19 protein-coding genes are annotated in these 19,607 nt (G+C 73.0%); 14 read left to right on the top strand and 5 right to left on the bottom strand.

The features are described from left to right. The first annotated feature begins 34 nt into the window (after positions 1–34). From ACWFQ8_RS13955 to ACWFQ8_RS14020, 14 genes are all read left to right on the top strand, one after another. Positions 35–1,819, top strand: coding sequence for a nickel-dependent hydrogenase large subunit (locus ACWFQ8_RS13955; RefSeq protein WP_453786445.1), 1,785 nt, complete (start codon positions 35–37; stop codon positions 1,817–1,819). After that, positions 1,816–2,352 carry a hypothetical protein gene (locus ACWFQ8_RS13960; protein ID WP_453786446.1) on the top strand — a complete coding sequence of 179 codons (537 nt, stop codon included), beginning with the start codon at positions 1,816–1,818 and terminating at the stop codon, positions 2,350–2,352. The genes ACWFQ8_RS13955 and ACWFQ8_RS13960 overlap by 4 nt, the downstream gene beginning before the upstream one ends. Then, complete coding sequence (locus ACWFQ8_RS13965) at positions 2,349–3,050, top strand: DUF5947 family protein (RefSeq protein WP_453786447.1); 702 nt, start codon at positions 2,349–2,351, stop codon at positions 3,048–3,050. The genes ACWFQ8_RS13960 and ACWFQ8_RS13965 overlap by 4 nt, the downstream gene beginning before the upstream one ends. Next, positions 3,047–3,757, top strand: coding sequence for a DUF6084 family protein (locus ACWFQ8_RS13970; protein ID WP_453786448.1), 711 nt, complete (start codon positions 3,047–3,049; stop codon positions 3,755–3,757). The genes ACWFQ8_RS13965 and ACWFQ8_RS13970 overlap by 4 nt, the downstream gene beginning before the upstream one ends. Further along, a complete protein-coding gene (locus ACWFQ8_RS13975; RefSeq protein WP_453786449.1) occupies positions 3,754–5,226 on the top strand; it encodes a hypothetical protein in 1,473 nt (490 codons plus the stop codon). The genes ACWFQ8_RS13970 and ACWFQ8_RS13975 overlap by 4 nt, the downstream gene beginning before the upstream one ends. Beyond that, a complete protein-coding gene (locus tag ACWFQ8_RS13980; protein ID WP_453786450.1) occupies positions 5,223–5,735 on the top strand; it encodes a hydrogenase maturation protease in 513 nt (170 codons plus the stop codon). Before ACWFQ8_RS13975 ends, ACWFQ8_RS13980 begins: the two co-directional genes overlap by 4 nt. Then, the gene (locus tag ACWFQ8_RS13985; protein ID WP_453786451.1) at positions 5,732–5,836 is read left to right on the top strand and encodes a DUF6893 family small protein; all 105 of its coding nucleotides are present in this window, start codon (positions 5,732–5,734) and stop codon (positions 5,834–5,836) included. Before ACWFQ8_RS13980 ends, ACWFQ8_RS13985 begins: the two co-directional genes overlap by 4 nt. 115 nt (positions 5,837–5,951) lie before the next feature. After that, positions 5,952–6,347 (top strand): hydrogenase maturation nickel metallochaperone HypA/HybF, encoded by a 396-nt coding sequence (locus ACWFQ8_RS13990; RefSeq protein ID WP_453786452.1) that lies wholly within the window; start codon positions 5,952–5,954, stop codon positions 6,345–6,347. Between the two features lie 4 nt (positions 6,348–6,351). Further along, positions 6,352–7,158, top strand: a complete 807-nt coding sequence (gene hypB, locus ACWFQ8_RS13995; RefSeq protein WP_453786453.1) for a hydrogenase nickel incorporation protein HypB — start codon at positions 6,352–6,354, stop codon at positions 7,156–7,158. Then, complete coding sequence (gene hypF, locus ACWFQ8_RS14000; RefSeq protein ID WP_453786454.1) at positions 7,158–9,566, top strand: carbamoyltransferase HypF; 2,409 nt, start codon at positions 7,158–7,160, stop codon at positions 9,564–9,566. Before hypB ends, hypF begins: the two co-directional genes overlap by 1 nt. After that, entirely contained in the window at positions 9,535–9,915 is a 381-nt protein-coding gene (locus ACWFQ8_RS14005) for a HypC/HybG/HupF family hydrogenase formation chaperone (protein ID WP_453786455.1), read from the top strand. The genes hypF and ACWFQ8_RS14005 overlap by 32 nt, the downstream gene beginning before the upstream one ends. After that, positions 9,912–11,075, top strand: coding sequence for a hydrogenase formation protein HypD (gene hypD, locus ACWFQ8_RS14010; protein WP_453786456.1), 1,164 nt, complete (start codon positions 9,912–9,914; stop codon positions 11,073–11,075). The genes ACWFQ8_RS14005 and hypD overlap by 4 nt, the downstream gene beginning before the upstream one ends. Beyond that, on the top strand, positions 11,068–12,129 hold the full coding sequence (hypE, locus tag ACWFQ8_RS14015; protein ID WP_453786457.1) for a hydrogenase expression/formation protein HypE: 1,062 nt from the start codon (positions 11,068–11,070) through the stop codon (positions 12,127–12,129). The genes hypD and hypE overlap by 8 nt, the downstream gene beginning before the upstream one ends. A gap of 338 nt (positions 12,130–12,467) precedes the next feature. Next, positions 12,468–13,682, top strand: a complete 1,215-nt coding sequence (locus ACWFQ8_RS14020; protein WP_453786458.1) for a S8 family serine peptidase — start codon at positions 12,468–12,470, stop codon at positions 13,680–13,682. An 82-nt stretch (positions 13,683–13,764) separates the two neighbouring features. On the opposite strand, the gene ACWFQ8_RS14025 is transcribed toward ACWFQ8_RS14020, so the two are convergent. Genes ACWFQ8_RS14025 through ACWFQ8_RS14045 form a run of 5 tightly spaced genes read right to left on the bottom strand, consistent with a single transcriptional unit; the run spans position 13,765 to position 19,606 of the window. Next, complete coding sequence (locus ACWFQ8_RS14025) at positions 13,765–14,748, bottom strand: ABC transporter substrate-binding protein (RefSeq protein WP_453786459.1); 984 nt, start codon at positions 14,746–14,748, stop codon at positions 13,765–13,767. A 1-nt stretch (position 14,749) separates the two neighbouring features. Next, positions 14,750–16,858: an ABC transporter permease subunit gene (locus ACWFQ8_RS14030; protein ID WP_453786460.1), complete on the bottom strand. Its 2,109-nt coding sequence runs from the start codon at positions 16,856–16,858 to the stop codon at positions 14,750–14,752. After that, positions 16,855–16,980, bottom strand: coding sequence for a hypothetical protein (locus ACWFQ8_RS14035; protein WP_453786461.1), 126 nt, complete (start codon positions 16,978–16,980; stop codon positions 16,855–16,857). The genes ACWFQ8_RS14030 and ACWFQ8_RS14035 overlap by 4 nt, the downstream gene beginning before the upstream one ends. Further along, entirely contained in the window at positions 16,977–18,053 is a 1,077-nt protein-coding gene (locus ACWFQ8_RS14040; RefSeq protein WP_453786462.1) for a quaternary amine ABC transporter ATP-binding protein, read from the bottom strand. The genes ACWFQ8_RS14035 and ACWFQ8_RS14040 overlap by 4 nt, the downstream gene beginning before the upstream one ends. Next, positions 18,050–19,606 carry a GMC family oxidoreductase gene (locus tag ACWFQ8_RS14045; protein WP_453786463.1) on the bottom strand — a complete coding sequence of 519 codons (1,557 nt, stop codon included), beginning with the start codon at positions 19,604–19,606 and terminating at the stop codon, positions 18,050–18,052. Before ACWFQ8_RS14045 ends, ACWFQ8_RS14040 begins: the two co-directional genes overlap by 4 nt. Between the last annotated feature and the right edge of the window lies 1 nt (position 19,607).

Raw genomic sequence — 19,607 nt, forward strand, 5'->3', positions numbered from 1 at the left:
AACTCCGTTCAGAAGAAGGGTCACGGCACAGACGATGGCACCGAACACGAAGGCGGCCGGTGACGGCAGCGGCCTGGTGGAGATGGCGTGGGACCCGATCACCCGGATCGTGGGCAGCCTCGGCATCCACACGAAGATCGACTTCAAGCAGAAGCGGGTCGCGGAGTGCTACAGCACCTCGTCGGTCTTCCGGGGCTACAGCGTCTTCATGCGCGGCAAGGACCCGCGTGACGCGCACTTCATCACCAGCCGCATCTGCGGGATCTGCGGCGACAACCACGCCACCTGTTCCGTCTACGCGCAGAACATGGCCTACGGGGTGAAGCCGCCCCACCTCGCCGAGTGGATCATCAACCTGGGCGAGTCGGCGGAGTACATGTTCGACCACAACATCTTCCAGGAGAACCTGGTCGGGGTCGACTACTGCGAGAAGATGGTCCGCGAGACCAACCCCGGCGTCCTGGAGCTGGCCGAGCGCACCCCGGCCCCGCACGCGGGCGAGCACGGCTACCGGACCATCGCCGACATCATGCGCTCCCTGAACCCCCTCGAGGGCGAGTTCTACCGCGAGGCGCTCCAGGTCAGCCGCTACACCCGGGAGATGTTCTGCCTGATGGAGGGGCGCCACGTGCACCCCTCCACGCTCTACCCCGGCGGCGTCGGCACCATCGCCTCCGTGCAGCTCTTCACGGACTACATGAGCCGCCTCATGCGGTACTGCGAGTTCATGAAGCGCGTCGTCCCCCTCCACGACGACCTGTTCGACTTCTTCTACGAGGCCCTGCCCGGGTACGAGGAGGTCGGCCGGCGCCGGGTGCTGCTCGGCTGCTGGGGCGCCCTCAACGACCCCGAGTACTGCGACTTCACGTACGCCAACATGACCGACTGGGGACGGAAGATGTTCGTCACCCCGGGCGTCGTCGTGGACGGCAAACTCGTCACCAACGACCTCACCGAGATCAACCTCGGCATCCGCATCCTGCTGGGCAGCTCCTACTACGACGACTGGCAGGGACAGGAGCAGTTCGTCACCCACGACCCGCTCGGCAACCCGGTCGACCCCCGCCACCCGTGGAACCAGCACACCATCCCCGCACCGCAGAAGCGCAACTTCGACGACAAGTACAGCTGGGTGATGTCGCCCCGCTGGTTCGACGGCAAGGACCACCTCTCCCTCGACACCGGCGGCGGCCCCCTCGCCCGCCTGTGGTCCACCGCGCTGTCCGGCCTCGTCCACACCGACTACGTCCAGGCCACCGGCCACAGCGTGGTCATCACCCTGCCGCGGACGATGACCAAGCCCGAGACCCGCTTCGAATGGCAGATCCCGAAGTGGAGCAACGCGCTGGAGCGCAACCGGGCCCGCACGTACTTCCAGGCCTACGCCGCCGCCATCGCGCTGCACTGCGCCGAGAAGGGCCTGGCCGAGGTCCGGGCCGGACGCACCCAGACCTGGGAGAAGTTCGAGGTGCCGGACGAGTCCATCGGCGTCGGCTTCACGGAGGCCGTCCGCGGCGTCCTGTCGCACCACATGGTGATCCGCGACGGCAAGATCGCCAACTACCACCCCTACCCGCCGACCCCGTGGAACGCCAGCACCCGCGACACCTTCGGCACACCCGGACCGTACGAGGACGCCGTGCAGAACACTCCGATCTTCGAGGAGAACTCCCCGGAGAACTTCAAGGGCATCGACATCATGCGCGCCGTGCGCAGCTTCGACCCCTGTCTGCCGTGCGGCGTCCACATGTACGTGGGCGGCGGCAAGACGGTCAAGACGATGCACGTGCCCACCGGCCTGAGCGGACTGGGCGGATGAGCGCCGCGACCGACGCCCGGCGGGCGGGGCAGCGGGTGGAGGAGGTCCTCGACCGGCTCGCCGCCACCGGCGAGCGCGAGGCGTGCGCGGCCGCCGAGGAACTGGTGCGCGTCCTCATGGACTTCTACGGGGCCGGCCTCGCCCGGATCGTGGAACGGCTCGGTACCGCGCCCGGCGGGCCGCTCGGCCCGCTGCTCGACGACGAGCTCGTCGCGAGCCTGCTCTCCCTGCACGACCTCCACCCGGAGGACGCCCGCACCCGGATCGCACGCGCCCTGGAGCGGGCGGGGGAGCCGGTGGAACTGCTCGACTTCGACGAGGACACCGGCGTCCTACGGCTGCGCCCCGCGGCGGCGGGGGGCGGCTGCGGCTGCTCCTCCGAGTCCGAGGCGGCCTCCCGCCGGGCCGTCGAGGACGCCCTGGCCTGCTTCGCGCCGGAGGTGACCCGGGTGGAGTCGGCGGCGGCCGAGGCACCGCCCCGGCCGCTGCTCCAGATCACCACCCGCCCGCCCGCCGCCGCGCGGATCCCGTGAGCGGGCACCCGGCGGCGCCGCCGCGTACGGGCGCCCGGGGCGGGCTGCGGCGGTTCACGGGCCCGCGCCCGCCCCGCCCCGAGACCTGCGAACTGTGCGGGGTGGTCGTGCCGGACGACGGCCACCGCCACCTCGTGGAGGTCGAGCGGCGCGCCCTGGTCTGCGCCTGCACCGCCTGCGCCATGCTGTTCGACCGGCCGGGCGCCGCGACGGGCCGGTTCCGCACCGTCCCGACCCGGTACCTGGTCGACCCGGGCCATCCGCTGGAGGAGGGCGCCTGGGAACTCCTCCAGATCCCCGTCGGCGTCGCGTTCTTCTTCCGCAACGCCGCGCTCGACCGCCTGGTCGCCCTGTATCCCAGTCCGGCGGGAGCCACCGAGAGCGAACTGGACCCGGCGACCTGGCAGACGGTGCTCGGCGGCGGCCGGCTGTCGGCCCTGCTGGAGCCGGACGTCGAAGCGCTGCTCCTGCGCCGCACGGAGGGCCGGACCGAGTGCTACCTGGTGCCGATCGACATCTGCTACGAGCTGGTGGGGCGGATGCGGCTGCTGTGGCAGGGCTTCGACGGCGGCGCCGAGGCGAGGGCCGCCCTGCGCACCTTCTTCGAGCAGGTCGAGCAACGGGCCAGGGCCGTGCCGGACACCGGTCCCGGAGCCGGGACGGCGGCCGGGCGGCGGGCGGAGGTGCCCCGGACATGACCGCCACCACCGGATTCACCTTCACCTGCACCGGTGTGCGCGCCGACGCCTACGCCGCCGGCCCCACCCTCGTCTTCCGGCTCCGCATCACCGCGGACGCCGGCACCCGGGTGCACGCCATGGCGCTGCGCTGCCAGCTGCGCATCGAACCGGCCAGGCGCGGCTACAGCGGCGCCGAGGCCGAAGCCCTCGCCGACCTGTTCGGCGACCGGGCCCGCTGGGGAACCACCCTCCAGCCGGTGCAGTTCGCCCAGGTCGCGGTCATGGTGCCCAGCTTCACCGGGGAGACCGAGACCGACCTGGTCGTCCCCTGCACCTACGACATGGACATCGCCGCGACCCGCTACTTCAACGCCGTCGAGGACGGTGAGGTGCCGCTGCTGATGCTCTTCTCCGGCACCGCCTTCACCGGCGACGGCGGCTTCCGCGTCGAGCCCGTGCCCTGGGACCGGGAGGCCTCGTACCGGATGCCGGTCACCGCATGGCGCGAGATGGTCGAACAGCACTTCCCGGGCTGCGGCTGGCTGCGGCTGCCCCGCGACCTCATGGACGAGCTGCTCGCCTACCGCTCACGCCACGCGCTCGCCTCCTGGGAGACGACCGTACGGGCCCTTCTCGACACGGCCGCACGCACCGAACCGGCACCACGGGACCCCGTGTGGGCGGGCGCCGTCCTGCCGCGCGCCGGCGGGAAGGCGGCGCCGTGACCGTGACCACCGCCCAGGAGTCCCGTTTCGCCACCGCCCGGCAGGTGGCCGACACCGTCCTCTTCGAGGGCTACGTGCTGTACCCGTACCGGGCCTCGGCGGCCAAGAACCGGCTGCGCTGGCAGTTCGGCGTGCTCGTACCCCCCGCCTGGGCCCCCGTGCACGGCGAGCACACCCGCTCGCGGACCGAGATCCTGATGGAGCCGAAGGGCGCCGCCGCACTCACCCTGGAGCTGCGCTTCCTGCGTGCTCAGCGCCGTACGGTCCAACAGGTGCTCAAGGACGGTGTGTTCGCCGACACCGACGAACTGCACCTGGCCGACCGCGTCCTGGTCCCCTGGGACGAGGGGATCGAGGAACGGGTCGAACTGTCCGTCGGCGTGGCCGAACTGGCGGCGGACGGCGTCACCCTGCCCTTCTCCCGCCCCGCCGGGCAGGACACCGAAACCGTGCGGGACGCGGACGGCCGCACCGTCGGCCGCCTCGTCCGGCGCACACGGGAGATCAGCGGCGTCGTGCGGCTGACCGCCGCGGAACTCGACGGCCCCTACCGGGTGGTCCGGCTCACCGCGGTGGTGGAGAACACCAGCCCGTGGACGCCAGGCGGCGACCGCGCCGACCGCGAGGCCGCCCTGCCGCACTCACTGGTCGCCGCCCACCTCCTGCTGGGCCTCGACGCCGGCTCCTTCCTGTCGATGACGGACCCGCCCGAGTGGGCCAGGAACGCCGTCGCCGCCTGCGTCAACGAGCACACCTGGCCCGTACTGGCCGGCGAGCCCGGCCGCGCGGACGTGGTGCTCTCCTCACCGATCATCCTGGAGGACCACCCGGCCATCGCGCCCGAGAGCGCCGGAGCGATGTACGACGCCACCGAGATCGACGAGATCCTCGCCCTGCGCACGGCCGCCCTCACGGACCAGGAGAAGCGCGAGGCGCGCGGAACGGACCCGCGCGCCGCCGCCGTGATCGACCTGGCCGACTCCATGCCGCCCGAGGTCCTGGAGCGGCTCCACGGAGCGGTCCGTGCCCTGCGCGAGATCACCGGCCCGGACGGGGCCGCGCCTCCGCCGGACCTCGCCGGCGTCCCCCGGCTCCCGGATGTCCCCGGTATGGCGGGCTCCACGAGCGAACCCCCGCAGGACGGCGACGTGTTCCGTCCCGGCACCCCCTGGTGGGACCCGGCCCGCGCGGACACCGCGGACCCGGCCCGTGACCGCGTCCTGGTCGACGGGGTGTCGGTGGGCGCGGGCAGCCGCGTACTGCTGCGTCCCGGGGCGCGGCGCACCGACGCCCAGGACCTGTTCCTCCACGGCCGGGCCGCCGGGGTCGAGGCCGTCCTGCACGACGTCGACGGGGGAGTGCACCTCGCCGTCGTCGTCGAGGGGGACCCGGGCGCGGACATCCGCCGGGAGCAGGGCCGGTTCCTCTACTTCCAGCCCGACGAGGTCACCCCCCTGGAGGAAGCGTGAGCGGCGCCATCCTGGTCGCGGGCATCGGCAACGTGTTCCTCGGCGACGACGGCTTCGGCGTCGAGGTCGTGCGCGCCCTGTCCGCGGCCGAACTCCCCCCGGACGTCGAGGTGGTGGACTTCGGAGTGCGCGGAGTCCACCTCGCCTACCAGCTCCTCGACGGCTACGACACGCTCGTCCTGGTCGACGCCACCGCCCGGGGCGGCGACCCGGGCACGCTCTATCTCATCGAGGCCGCCGAGCCCGGCTCCGTCACGGGGGGAGGCGCCGTCCTCGACGGCCACCACATGTCCCCCGACGCGGTCCTCGCCCTGCTCGACACCCTGTGCGCCGGCACCGGCTCCACCCCGCCCCGCAGGACGCTCGTCCTCGGTTGCGAACCCTCCTCGACCGAGGAGGGCATCGGGCTGAGCGAGCCGGTGGCCGCCGCCGTGCCGCACGCCGTACACATGCTCCTGGACCTGCTCCGGAGCGAATCGTCCCGCCGAGAACTGAGGAGAACACCGTGAAGAAGTCCCTCATCGGCGTCGCGGCGGCCGTGGCCGTCCTCGCCGTGCTGGCCCAGGTCCTCCCCGACGTCAGGCGCTACCTGCGCATGCGCCGGATGTGACACCGGGCCCCCGCCGGGCGCCCGAATGGCTTACGGGAGGCACGGTGCGTCGGCGTGGCCGCCCGCGCCGTGCCCGCCCCGCCGGTGTAATGAGCCCCGGCAGGACGGAGTCCCGATGCACGAGATGTCGATCGCCCTGGCCGTCGTCGGCCAGGTGGAGGAAGCGGCCCGGGCCGCGGGCGCGAGCCGCGTCACCGCTGTCCGGCTCCAGGTCGGGGAGCTGGCGGGCGTGGTCCCCGACGCGCTGGCCTTCTGCTTCGAACTGGCCTGTGCCGCAACGGTACTCCAGGGCGCGGAGCTCACGGCGGAATCCGTGGCGGCCCGCGCCCGCTGCGCGTCCTGCACCGGCGAATGGCCGGTGGGCATGCCCCCCGAACTGTGCTGCCCCGGCTGCGGGCGGGCCACGGACGTCGAGCTGCTCTCGGGCCGCGAGCTGCAGATCGTCAGCGTGGACTGGGAGGACGGCCCCGCCCGCGCGGACAGCCGCGAACCGATCTCCGAGGAGGCCTGAAACCATGTGCCGAGTGGTCGATCTACGGCAGGCGGTACTCGCCAGGAACGACGAGGCGGCGCGGGCACTGCGCGCCGAACTCACCGCCCGGGGCACCGTGACCGTCAATCTCCTCTCCAGCCCCGGCAGCGGCAAGACGGAGCTGCTGGAGCGCGAACTCCTCCTCGCCCGGGAACGGGGAGTCGCCGTCGCCGCCCTCACCGCCGATCTGGCGACCGAGAACGACGCGGTGCGGCTGGCCCGTTCCGGGGCCCCCGTCAAGCAGGTGCTCACCGACGGGCTCTGCCACCTGGAGGCCGCCATGCTGAGCCGGCACCTCGACGGGTGGCTGCCCGAGGACACCCGCCTCCTCTTCGTCGAGAACGTCGGCAACCTCGTCTGCCCGGCCTCGTACGACCTGGGGGAGTCCCTGCGCGTGGTGCTCGCCTCGGTCACCGAGGGGGAGGACAAGCCGCTGAAGTACCCGACGGCCTTCGGTCTGGCCCAGTTGGTGGTGGTCACCAAGACGGACATCGCCGAGGCCGTGGAGTTCGACGAGGCCGCCTTCCGGGCGAACGTCCAGCGGGTCAACCCCGGGGTCGAGGTGGTGCTGACCTCCGCCCGCGCGGGCGAGGGGCTCGGCGTGCTGCTCGACCGGGCGCTGGCCGCCGGCACGGGGAGCGCCGTACACGTACCGGTCATGGCGCGGCAGCAGGACGGCCCCGGGCCCGGCCACCACGCCGGGCCCGGCCACCACCACGGTTCTGAGCACCACCACGGTCCTGACCACGACCACCACCAGGCTCCGCACACCGTGGCCCGCACCCGTTGATGGAGTCCGTACAACGGCGCCGCGTCACCGTCCGCGGCGTGGTGCAGGGCGTCGGCTTCCGCCCCTACGTGTACACCCGCGCCGTCGGCCTCGGCCTCGCCGGGCACGTCACCAACACCCCGGAGGGCGTCGTAGCCGAGGTCGAGGGCGACTCCGCCGCCGTCCTGAGCTTCTGCGAACGGCTCGCCGCGGACGCGCCCCCGCTCGCCGTGGTGGACGCCGTCGACCACTGCGAAGTGCCCGTCGCGGGCGGCGCGGGCTTCACCATCGTGGCCTCCCGCACCGGCGGTCCCGCCCGGACGCTGGTCTCCCCGGACGTGGCCACCTGCGCCGACTGCCTCGCCGAGCTGGCCGACCCGGCCGACCGGCGCCACCGGCACCCCTTCATCACCTGCACGCACTGCGGCCCGCGCTTCACCATCGTCACCGGGCTGCCCTACGACCGCGCACACACCACCATGGCCGGCTTCCCCATGTGCCCGGACTGCGCCCGGGAGTACACCGACCCCACCGACCGGCGGTTCCACGCCCAACCGGTCGCCTGCCCGGCCTGCGGGCCCCGGCTCAGGCTGCTCACCGGGCGGCCGGTCCGCGAGGCACGCGACGCCGACCCGGTCGCCGGGGCCCGCCGGATGCTGGCCGCCGGGGCGATCCTCGCCGTCAAGGGGCTGGGCGGCTACCACCTCGCCTGTGACGCCGCCCGACCCGGGGCCGTGGCCGAACTGCGCCGCCGCAAGGGCCGGGGGGACAAACCGTTCGCCCTGATGGCCCGGGACCTCGCCGCCGTCGAGCACCTCGTGCACATCGGCCCCGAGGAGCGCGGCCTGCTCACCGGGGGAGTACGGCCCATCGTGCTGCTGCGCCGACGCGCCGACGCCCCCGGGGGGCTCGCCGAGGCGATCGCCCCGCGCTGTCCGGACCTCGGGGTGATGCTCCCGTACACCCCGCTGCACCACCTCCTGCTCGGCCTGCCCGGCGACCCCCCGGGCCCCCGCCTGCTGGTGATGACCAGCGGAAACCTCGCCGGGGAACCCATCGTCACCGACGACGACGAGGCTCTGGAGCGGCTGGGGCGCCTCGCCGACGGCTGGCTCGCGCACGACCGGCCGATCCACGTGCCCTGTGACGACTCCGTGGTGCGCGTCTGCGACGGCGAGCAGCTCACCGTGCGGCGCTCCCGCGGGTACGCCCCGCTGCCGGTCGCGCTGCCCGTCCCGGTCCCGCCGATCCTCGCCGCCGGGGGAGACCTGAAGAACACCTTCTGCCTCGGCGAGGGCCGCAGGGCCTGGCTGTCCGCGCACATCGGCGACATGGACGACCTCGCCACGCAGGACGCCTTCGAGCGGGCCGAGCTCCAGCTGGAGTCCCTCACCGGCGTCGCGCCCACCCTGCTCGCGGCGGACCGCCACCCCGGCTACCGGTCCGGCCGGTGGGCCCGGCGCGGCGCCGGCTCCCGCCCTCTGGTCAGGGTGCAGCACCACCACGCGCACGTGGCCTCGGCGATGGCCGAACACGGCCTGGACGGCGGCCGGCGGGTGATCGGCGTCGCCTTCGACGGCACCGGCTACGGCGAGGACGGCGCGGTCTGGGGCGGTGAGGTCCTGCTCGCCGACTACACCGGGTTCACCCGCTTCGCCCACCTCGGATACGTCCCGCTGCCGGGCGGCGACGCCGCCGTGCGGCTCCCGTACCGCATGGCCCTCTCTCATCTGCGAGCCGCGGGGATCGACTGGCTGCCGGAGCTGCCCTCGGTCGCGGCCTGCCCGCCCGCCGAACTGCCGCTCCTGGCAGCGCTGCTGGAGCGGAACCTGAACTGCGCGCCGACCTCCAGCATGGGGCGCCTCTTCGACGCCGTCTCCTCCCTCGCGGGCATCTGCCACATCGCCGGGTACGAGGCCCAGGCCGCCGTCGAGCTGGAGAACGCCGCCCTGGCCGAGACGGGAACCGGCCCGGACACCGGCCCCGATGCCGACCCGGGCTACGCCTTCGCGCTGCGCGTCCCCGCGGCGGATGCCGGGCTCCCGGTCACCGCCGACCCGGCGCCGGTGCTCGCCGCCGTGGTGGCCGACGTGCGTGCGGGCGTGCGTCCCGGCGTGATCGCCGCCCGCTTCCACACCTGCGTGGCCGACCTCGTCACCGCGCTGTGCGAGAGCGCGCGCGAGCGGCACGGCCTCGACACGGTCGCCCTGACCGGCGGGGTCTTCGCCAACACCCTGCTCTCCGGCGCGTGCGCCCGCATGCTGCGCGAGCGCCGCTTCACGGTCCTGCGCCACCACCTCGTCCCGCCGAACGACGGCGGGCTGTCCCTCGGACAACTCATGGTGGCGGCGGCCGGCGCCCACGTCACGGAACCCCATCCACAGCAAGGAGAAGCCCATGTGCCTGGCGGTACCCGGCAGAGTGCTTGACATCGGGGAGAGGGACGGCACCCGCATGGCTACCGTCGATTTCGGCGGCGTGCAGAAGGAGGTCTGCCTCGAATACCTCCCGGACCTCCAGGTAGGCGAGTACGCCATCGTCCACGTCGGGTTCGCCCTGCAGCGACTCGACGAGGAGTCCGCCCGGCAGACCCTGGAGCTCTTCGCCCAACTCGGCCTCCTGCAAGAGGAGTTCGGTGACCCCTGGGAGATGGCGGCGGAGGCCGGCGGTGCTCCCTGGCCCTTCTCCGACGACGAGCCCGCCGACGACGAGCCCGACGGCGAGTCCGCCGACGACGAGCGCGCCGAAGGCGCACGGCAGAAGGAGCCCCGACAGTGAAGTACATCGACGAGTTCCAGGACCCCGATCTCGCCCGTCGGCTCCTCGACGAGATCCACGCCACCGTGACCCGCCCCTGGGCCCTGATGGAGGTCTGCGGCGGTCAGACACACACCATCATCCGCCATGGCATCGATCAACTGCTGCCGGACGAGGTGGAATTGATCCACGGCCCGGGATGTCCGGTGTGTGTCACCCCGCTGGAGGTCATCGACAAGGCACTGGAGATCGCCTCCCGGCCCGAGGTGATCTTCTGCTCCTTCGGGGACATGCTCCGCGTCCCGGGCACCGGACGGGACCTGTTCCAGGTCCGCAGCGAGGGCGGCGACGTACGCGTCGTCTACTCCCCGCTCGACGCCCTGCGGATCGCGCAGCAGAACCCGGAGCGCCAAGTGGTGTTCTTCGGCATCGGCTTCGAGACGACCGCCCCGCCCAACGCCATGACGGTGTACCAGGCGAAGAAGCTGGGCATCGCCAACTTCAGCCTGCTGGTCTCGCACGTCCGGGTCCCCCCGGCCATCGAGGCGATCATGCGCTCGCCGAGCTGCCGCGTCCAGGGCTTCCTGGCCGCCGGGCACGTGTGCAGCGTGATGGGCATGGGGGAGTACCCCGAGCTCGCCGCGCGCCACGAGGTACCGATCGTGGTCACGGGCTTCGAGCCGCTGGACATCCTCGAAGGCGTGCGCCGCGCCGTGCGGCAACTGGAGCGCGGCGAGCACACCGTCGACAACGCCTACGCACGCGCGGTCCGCCCCGAGGGCAACCCGGCCGCCCTCGCCATGCTGGAGGACGTCTTCGAGGTGACCGACCGGGCCTGGCGCGGCATCGGCGTCATCCCCGACAGCGGCTGGCGGCTCTCCCCGCGCTACCGGGACTACGACGCCGAGCACCGCTTCTCGGTGACCGGCATCCGGACCCGTGAACCGGCCGAGTGCCGCAGCGGCGAGGTGCTCCAGGGGCTGCTCAAGCCGCACGAGTGCGAGGCCTTCGGCGGCCTGTGCACCCCGCGCAATCCGCTCGGAGCCACCATGGTCTCCAGCGAGGGCGCGTGCGCCGCCTACTACCTCTACCGGCGGCTGGAGCTCACGCCGGCCGCGAAGGGCGCGAAGCCCGGAACCGGCGAGAGCGCCGCACCACTGGAGGCGAGCCCCGTTGCCTGACACCGCGCTCGACATCACCGGATGGACCTGCCCGGCGCCGCTGCGGGACCGCCCCCGCGTGGTGATGGGCCACGGCGGCGGCGGAGCGCTCTCCGCCGAACTCGTCGAACACCTCTTCGCCCCCGCCTTCGGCGGCGAGGTACTGGCCCAGCTCGGGGACTCCGCCGCACTGCGACTGGGCGGGGTGCGACTGGCCTTCTCCACCGACTCCTACGTCGTGCGCCCGCTGTTCTTCCCCGGCGGGAGCATCGGCGACCTGGCGGTCAACGGCACGGTCAACGACCTGGCCATGAGCGGCGCCCGGGCTGCCTACCTGTCCTGCGGGTTCATCCTGGAGGAGGGCGTCGAGATCTCCGTCGTGGCGCGCGTGGCACAGGCCCTCGGAGCGGCCGCGCGGGCGGCGGGCGTGGAGGTGGCGACGGGCGACACCAAAGTCGTCGAGGCGGGCCACGGCGACGGCATCTACCTCAACACCGCCGGCATCGGGCTCATCCCCGAGGGAGTGGACCTGCGTCCGCAGCGCGTGGTGCCCGGCGATGTCGTGATCGTCAGCGGGGAGATCGGCCTCCATGGAGTGGCGATCATGAGCGTCCGCGAGGGGCTCGAATTCGGCGTCGACATCGAGAGCGACTGCGCGGCCCTCGGCGGTCTCGTCGCGGCCATGCTCGCCGTCACCCCGGACATCCACGTACTGCGCGACCCCACGCGCGGCGGTGTGGCCGCATCGCTCAACGAGATCGCGGCCGCCTCCGGCACGGGAGTCGTCCTGCACGAGGGACGCGTGCCGGTCCCCGCGGCCGTGGCCAACGCCTGCGCGATCCTGGGGCTCGACCCCCTGTACGTGGCCAACGAGGGCAAGCTGGTCGCCTTCGTGCCGCGCGAGCACGCCGACGCCGTGCTCGACGCCATGCGCGCCCACCCGCTGGGCCGCCACGCGGCGGTCGTCGGCGAGGCGGTGGAGGCCCACCCCGGCCTGGTGGTGGCCCGTACCGGGCTCGGCGGCACCCGGGTGGTGGACCTGCCGATCGGGGAGCAGCTGCCCCGTATCTGCTGAGGACCCGGGGACCGGTCCCCACGAACCGGTCCCACCGAACCGACAGCCGCGGTGACCCCTGACGGTCGCCGCGGCTGTCGCATGTGCGCCTTCGCTAATGCACCGGGGAAGTGCGGTGAATGTGTGGATGGTTCGAAGAGTGTGATCATCCTGCGGTGCGGACGAGGGGATCTCATTGAGAAACCTTGTTGAACAAGGCCGACGGCCCGGGCGGCCTTGAATCGCCTCCGTGAATCGGTCAGGGTTTCGAAGCGGCCCCTGGAGATCTTTTGGCTCCAACAGGGGTGGCACGACAACGCTTTGACGCCCCACACGTCAACACGAGGAGAAACTCCTTCATGTCAACGCACAAGCATGCGCGCACCCGTTCACGCGGCTTCCGACTCCTTGCAGTCGCTACCGGAGTGACGACCGCAACCGGCCTCTGCGTGCTGCTGTCCCCCCTCGCCGGCGCGACCCCTCCGGCCGAGGGAACGGTGTACGGGCTCGGCGCACCCGGAGCGCTCAGCGGCAGTTACATCGTCATCCTCGACGAGGACGCCGACAAGCAGGCCCTCGCCAAGAAGTACGGGGGCGAGGTGAAGCGCACCTACACGTCCGCGATCAACGGCTTCTCCGCGGCGGGGCTGTCCGAGTCCGACGCCAAGCGCCTCGCCGCCGACCCGGCCGTCGGCAAGGTCGTCCAGAACAAGAAGTTCACCATCAACACCACGCAGGACAACCCCCCGTCCTGGGGCCTCGACCGCATCGACCAGAAGGAGACGGCCGCGGACGAGAAGTACACCTATCCCGACGCGGGAGGTGAGGGTGTCACGGCGTACGTCATCGACACCGGTGTGCGCGTCACCCACAAGGACTTCGGGGGTCGCGCCCAGCACGGATTCGACGCGGTGGACAACGACGACAGCGCCGACGACGGGAACGGCCACGGTACGCACGTCGCCGGCACGATCGCCGGCACGGCGCACGGCGTCGCGAAGAAGGCGAAGGTCGTCGCCGTCCGCGTGCTCGACGACAACGGATCGGGCAGCACCGAGCAGGTCGTGGCCGGCATCGACTGGGTGACGCAGCACCACTCCGGCCCGTCGGTGGCGAACATGAGCCTCGGCGGCGGGGTCGACGAGGCCCTCGACGAGGCCGTGCGCCGGGCGATAGCCGCCGGTGTCACCTTCTCCGTCGCGGCGGGCAACGAGTCGAGCGACGCGGGACAGGGATCGCCCTCCCGGGTGGGTGAGGCGATCACCGTGGCCTCCAGCACGGCCGCCGACGCCCAGTCGTCCTTCTCCAACTTCGGCGCGGTCGTGGACCTCTACGCGCCCGGCTCGGAGATCACCTCGGCCTGGAACGACGGCGACACGGGCACGAAGACCATCTCCGGCACCTCGATGGCGGCCCCGCACGTCGCCGGTGCCGCCGCCCTCTACCTGGCGGGTCACACGGGCGCGACACCCGCGCAGGTCGCGCAGGCCCTGACCGCCGGGGCGACGGCCGGCAAGATCACCAACCCGACCGGCGCCACCCCGAACAAGCTGCTGAAGGTGTCCGCGAAGTAGGACGGCGCCGCACCGCCCACGCCGAGGCCGCCGCACCCAGGGGGGATGCGACGGCCTCGGCACCGTCAGGTCCGGGCGCGGATCAGCCGACCCACTGCTTCCACACCGGTTCGTTGCGCTCCACCCAGGCCTTCGCGGCCTGCTGCGGGGGCAGCTTCTCCTCGGCGATCATCAGGGCCACCTCGTTCTGCTCCTCGACCGTCCAACGGAACTCCTTGAGGAACGCGGCCGCCCTGCCGCCCTCCTGGGCGAAGCGCGTGTTGAGGAACTTGCGCAGCGGCGTGTGCGGGTAGCCGCAGGCCACCTCCTGCGGATCGGCGTCGCAGCCCTCCTCGTGCGCCGGCAGCTTCACCTCCGTCAGGGGGACCCGCTCGAACAGCCACTGCGGCTGGTACCAGTAGGTGAGGAAGGGCTTCCGCTCCTTCGTGAACTGCTTGATCTGGGTGATCTGCGCGGCCTCGGACCCCGCGAACACGACTTCGAAGTCGAGGCCCAGGTTCTTCACCAGCGCCTTGTCGTTCGTGACGTACGAGGGGGAGCCGTCGAGCAGTTGGCCCTTGCCGCGGCTCTCGGCGGTGCGCAGCTCCCCGGCGTACTTGTCGAGGTTCCTCCAGTCGGTGACGTCCGGGTGCGCCTCGGCGAAGTACGTCGGTACGAACCAGCCGATGTGGCCGGTCACCCCCAGCTCACCGCCCGGGGTGACCGTCTTCTTGTCCTCGACGTACCGCTTCTCCTGCTCCGGGTGGCCCCAGTCCTCCAGGATCGCGTCGACCCGGCCCTGGCTGAGCGCGTCCCAGGCGGGTACCTCGTCCACCTGGACCGTGTCGACCCGGTAGCCCAGTTCGTGTTCGAGCAGGTAGGCGGCGACGGCGGTGTTCGCCTGCGCCCCGACCCACGACTGGACGGAGAGGGTGACGGTCTTCGCGCCGCGCGCGGCGGCGTACGGGGAGGACTGGCGGGTCATGTCGGCCGCGCCGCATCCGGTGAGGGCGGCGAGGGCGGCCGTGGCGGTGAGCGCGGCGACGAGGCGCCGGCCCCGGCCGGGTCCGGGGTGGCGGATCGGCATGTCAGGCCTCCTTCGCGGGCTGGGTGACACGGTCGAGCAGCAGGCCGAGGCAGACGATCGCGGCTCCGGCCACCAGTCCGGTGGCCAGGTCGCCCTGGGCGAGACCGAGGACGACGTCGTACCCGAGCGCGCCGCCGCCGACCAGGCCGCCGATGACGACGACCGCGAGCACCAGCACCACCGCCTGGTTGACGGCCAGCAGCAGCGCGGGCCGGGCCAGCGGAAGCTGGACCTGGCGCAGCAGTTGGGACCGGGTGGCACCGAGCGAACGGGCCGATTCCACGGTCGCCGGGTCGACCCCGCTCAGCCCGTCCGCGGTGATGCGGACGACGGCGGGCAGGGCGTAGACGACGGCGGCGGCCGCGGCCGGCGCGCGGCCCACGCCGAACAGCGCGACCACCGGAATGAGGTACACGAACTGGGGCATGGTCTGGCACACGTCCAGTACGGGGCGCAGCAGACGCCGTGCCCGGGAGCTGCCGGCGGCGGCGACGGCGATCGCGAAACCGAGCACCAGGGTCACCGCGACCGCGGCCAGTACCTGCGAGAGGGTGTCGAGGGACGACTCCCACACGCCGAGGACCCCGATGGCGGCCAGGGCGAGGACGGCGGTCAGGGCGGTGCGCCAGGTGCCGACGAGCAGGCCGAGCGCGCCGACCAGCAGCAGGAGCAGCCACCAGGGGGTGGCCTGCAGCCCGGAGCGCAGCGGGTCCAGGATCCAGCCGGTGAAGCGGGCCGCCCAGTCGGCCGTGCCGCCCACCACGGGCACGCCGGAGTAGAGGTGGTCGGTCATCCACGCCACCGCCCGGTTGACGGGTCCCGCGATCGGCACGGTCCAGGAGTCGGGCCACTGCGAGGTGCCCGCCATACGGCCCGCGACGGCGGCTGCGACCGCGGCGAGGACGGTGAGCAGCCGGCCGTACCAGCCGGCGAAGACGCGGCGGAGCAGGCACTGCCGCTCCGCAGGCAGCGGATCGGAGCCCAGCCGGGCGCCCGCCGCGGCGGCGGTGCGGTCGAGGACCACCGCGAGCAGCACGATGGGGACGCCGGCGGCGAGCGCGGCACCGACGTCGACGGAGGCGAGGGCCTGGTACACCCGGTCGCCGAGGCCGCCCGCACCGATCACGGACGCGATGACGGCCATCGACAACGCCGTCATGATGGCCTGGTTGACGCCGAGCAGCAGCTGTCGGCGCGCCAGCGGCAGCCGCGCGGTGAGCAGCCGCTGCCGCCCGGTCGCACCGAGCGAGGCCGAGGCCTCCAGCACTCCGGCGTCGGCCTCGCGCAGGCCGAGCGCGGTGAGCCGGGCCATCGGCGGGGCCGCGTACACGACGGTGGCGAGCACGGCGGCGGGCACACCGATGCCGAAGACCAGCACCATCGGCAGCAGGTACGCGAAGGCCGGCAGCACCTGCATGGTGTCGAGCACCGGGCGCAGCGCGCGGTCGGCGCGCGGGGACAGTCCGGCGGCGAGGCCGAGGAGGGCGCCGACCACGACCGCGGCCACGACGGCCACGGCCATCAGGGCGAGGGTCTGCATCGTGGGCACCCACATGCCGAGCAGACCGCACGCGGCGAAGGCGGCGACGCACGTCGCGGCGAGCCGGACACCGGCCAGCCGCAGCGCGACGAGGCCGGCCAGCGCGGTGACACCGATCCAGCCCAAGGCGAGCAGGACGGTGTACACCGCGCGGACGGACACGACCACGACATTGCTGACGTGTCCGAAGAAGTAGAGGAAGACGGGGTGGCCGTCGCGGTGGTCGACGATCCAGTCACCCGCCCGGCCGAGCGGTCCCGAAAGGTCGACGGCGAGGGCGCCGGGCCAACTGCCCGCGCCAGGGAAGAGCAGCGCGAGCGGGAGCAGCACCGCGCCGGCGACGGCCAGCGGCAGGAGGACCCCGCGGCCGGCCCGGTGGGGGAGCAGCGGTGCCCACGGCCGGCCGCGGGGCGGGGTCCCGGCCCCGGCCGGCGGCCGCGCGGGCCCCGAGCCCCGGGGCGGCCGGCCGGTCTGCGCCGGGACCCTGTGCTCGACGGGCCCGCGCCTCCCGGGTTCGCGTACGGGCGCGGTCGGGGCGGGAGGGTTCGTTCGTCTCGTCGTCGTGGTCATCCGAGCCACCCTCCGGTGCCGGGGGCGGGCGCGGCGGTACGGACCCCGCGCGGGCCGGGTGCGGTGCTGAGCGTGCGGTGCGTGCTGAGCGCGCGGTGGGTGCTGGGCGTGCCGTGCGTCATGCGGCCACCTCCTGGCCGGCGGCGGGCAGACCGGCCACCACGGCGAGCAGGCCCGCGTCGTCGACCACACCGAGGCAGCGGCCGTGGTCCACGATCCGCACCGGGCCGCCGCTGCGGGCGACGGCCTCGATGGCCTCCACCACCGTGGTGGCGGGAGCCAGGGCGGGGCCGCGGTCGGACTCGCCGGGCGCGGCGGGACGCATCGCGCTGCGTACGGTGAGCACCTGCTCGCGCGGCACGTCGCGGACGAAGTCCCGTACGTAGTCGTCGGCGGGCGAGCCCACGATCTCCTCGGGGGTGCCGAGCTGCACGACGCGGCCGTCGCGCATCAGCGCGATCCGGTCGCCCAGGCGCAGCGCCTCCGACAGGTCGTGGGTGATGAAGACCATCGTGCGGTGCTCGTCGTGGTGGAGCCGCGCCACCTCGTCCTGCATCTCGCGCCGGATCAGTGGGTCGAGGGCGCTGAACGGCTCGTCGAACAACAGGACTTCCGGGTCGGCGGCCAGCGCCCGGGCGAGACCGACGCGCTGCTGCTGACCACCGGACAGCTGCCCGGGCCGGCGCTCCTCCAGGCCGTCGAGGCCGACCTTGGCCACCATCTCGGCCGCCTTGAGACGCCGCTCGGCGCGGCCCATGCCCTGGATCTCCAGACCGTAGGCAACGTTGTCGAGGACGCTGCGGTGCGGCAGCAGACCGAAGTGCTGGAAGACCATGGCGGCCCGATGGCGCCGCAGTTCGCGCAGCCGGGCCGGGTTCATGGCGAGGACGTCCTCGCCGTCGATGGCGAGGGATCCCGCCGTGGGCTCGATCAGCCGGGTCAGGCACCGCACCAGGGTGGACTTGCCCGAGCCGGACAGACCCATCACCACGAAGACCTCGCCCTTGCGGACGTCGAAGGTGACGTCGCGGACGGCTGCCGTACAGCCGGTCCGCTCGCGCAGCTCGGCGGCGGGCAGCGCGGCGTCCGCGGAGCCCGGCACCCGGGCCGCCGCGCGCGACGGCCCGAAGACCTTCCACAAGCCCCGGACGGAGAAGACGGGCGCGCCCTCGGAGTCGCCGTGCACCGGGTTCACCGGACCTCACCGCCCAGCAGCTCGGCGGCCTTCTCGCCGACCATGAGCACTCCGATCATCGGATTGACCGCGGGCATCGTCGGGAAGACCGAGGCATCGGCGATGCGGATGCCGTCGAGGCCGCGAATCCTCAGGTCCGGCCGAACAACGGCCATGTCGTCGTCGGCGGCGCCCATCCGGCAGGTACCCGCCGGGTGGTAGACGGTGTGCGCCACCGAGCGGGCGTACGCGCTCAGCGCCCGGTCGTCCGTGATCTCGGGGCCGGGGCAGACCTCGCGCCGCAGCCATCCCGCGAGCGGTTCGGACGCGGCGATCTCGCGGGCCAGCTTGATGCCGTCCACGAGGGTACGGGCGTCGTAGTCCTCCTCGTCCGTGAAGTAGCGGAAGTCCAGTGCGGGTTTGACCTCGGGGTCCGGGCTGGTGAGGTAAAGCCGGCCGCGGCTGCGGGGCTTGGGGATGTTCGGCGTCAAGGAGACTCCGTGCGCCGGGCGTTCGTAGCCGAGCCGCTCCGGATTGTCGGTGAACGGCACCTGGTAGAAGTGGAACATCAGGTCCGGACCGGGGGACCGCGGGTCGCGCCGGACGAACAGCCCCGCGTCGCTGTCCATCGCCGAGTTCTCCGGGATGGGGCCGTCCGTCTCCCACACGATCACGGACTCCGGGTGGTCGAGCAGGTTCTCCCCGACCCCCGGCAGGTCGTGCACCACCGGGATGCCGAGCGCCTCCAACTGCCCGCGGGGGCCTATGCCGGAGTGCAGCAGCAGCCGCGGGGTGTCCACCGCGCCCGCGCACACCAGGACCTCGCGCCGGGCGGTGATAAGCGACGTGGCGCCGTCCGCGGCCCGGACGTGGACGCCGCGGGCCCGGGTGCCGTCGAGCTCCAGGCGGTACGCCCAGGTCTCCAGCAGGAGGTGCAGGTTGGGGCGGTCGTTCATGACCGGGTGGAGGTACGCCACCGAGGCCGAGGAACGCTTGTTGTCCTCCGGGTGGTAGGCGAGGTCGAAGAATCCGGCGCCCTCGTGGAAGGGCTTCTGGTTGAAGCCCTCGACGAGGGGCACCCCGAGCGCGCTGCGCGCCGCGTCGACGAAGTCGCGCGCGATGGCGTTGCGGTCCGCCTCGGCCACCGGCACGATGTTGTTCAGGAGCCGGTCGAAGTACGGCTCCATGGCCGCCGCGTGCCAGCCCTCGGCGCCCGCGTCCGACCACTCGTCCCAGTCGGAGGGCAGCGGCTTGAAGGCGATGAGGGTGTTGTGCGAGGAACAGCCGCCGAGGACGCGGGCCCGGCTGTGCCGGATGTACGAGTTGCCGCGCGGCTGCGCGACGGTGGGGTAGTCGTAGTCGAGCTCGCCGCCGAGCAGGCCCATCCAGCGGCGCAGCGTGAGGACGTCGGGGCGGTCGACGTCGCTGGGCCCGCCCTCGATGACGGCGACGGTGACGTCCGGGTCCTCCGTCAACCGCGAGGCGATCACCGAGCCGGCGGTGCCGCCGCCGACGACGACGTAGTCGTACTCCTGCGACGTGGACTGCGTGGGGTGTGCGGTGTGCGTGGTCATG

Source organism: Streptomyces sp. NPDC055254 (genome assembly GCF_053606025.1).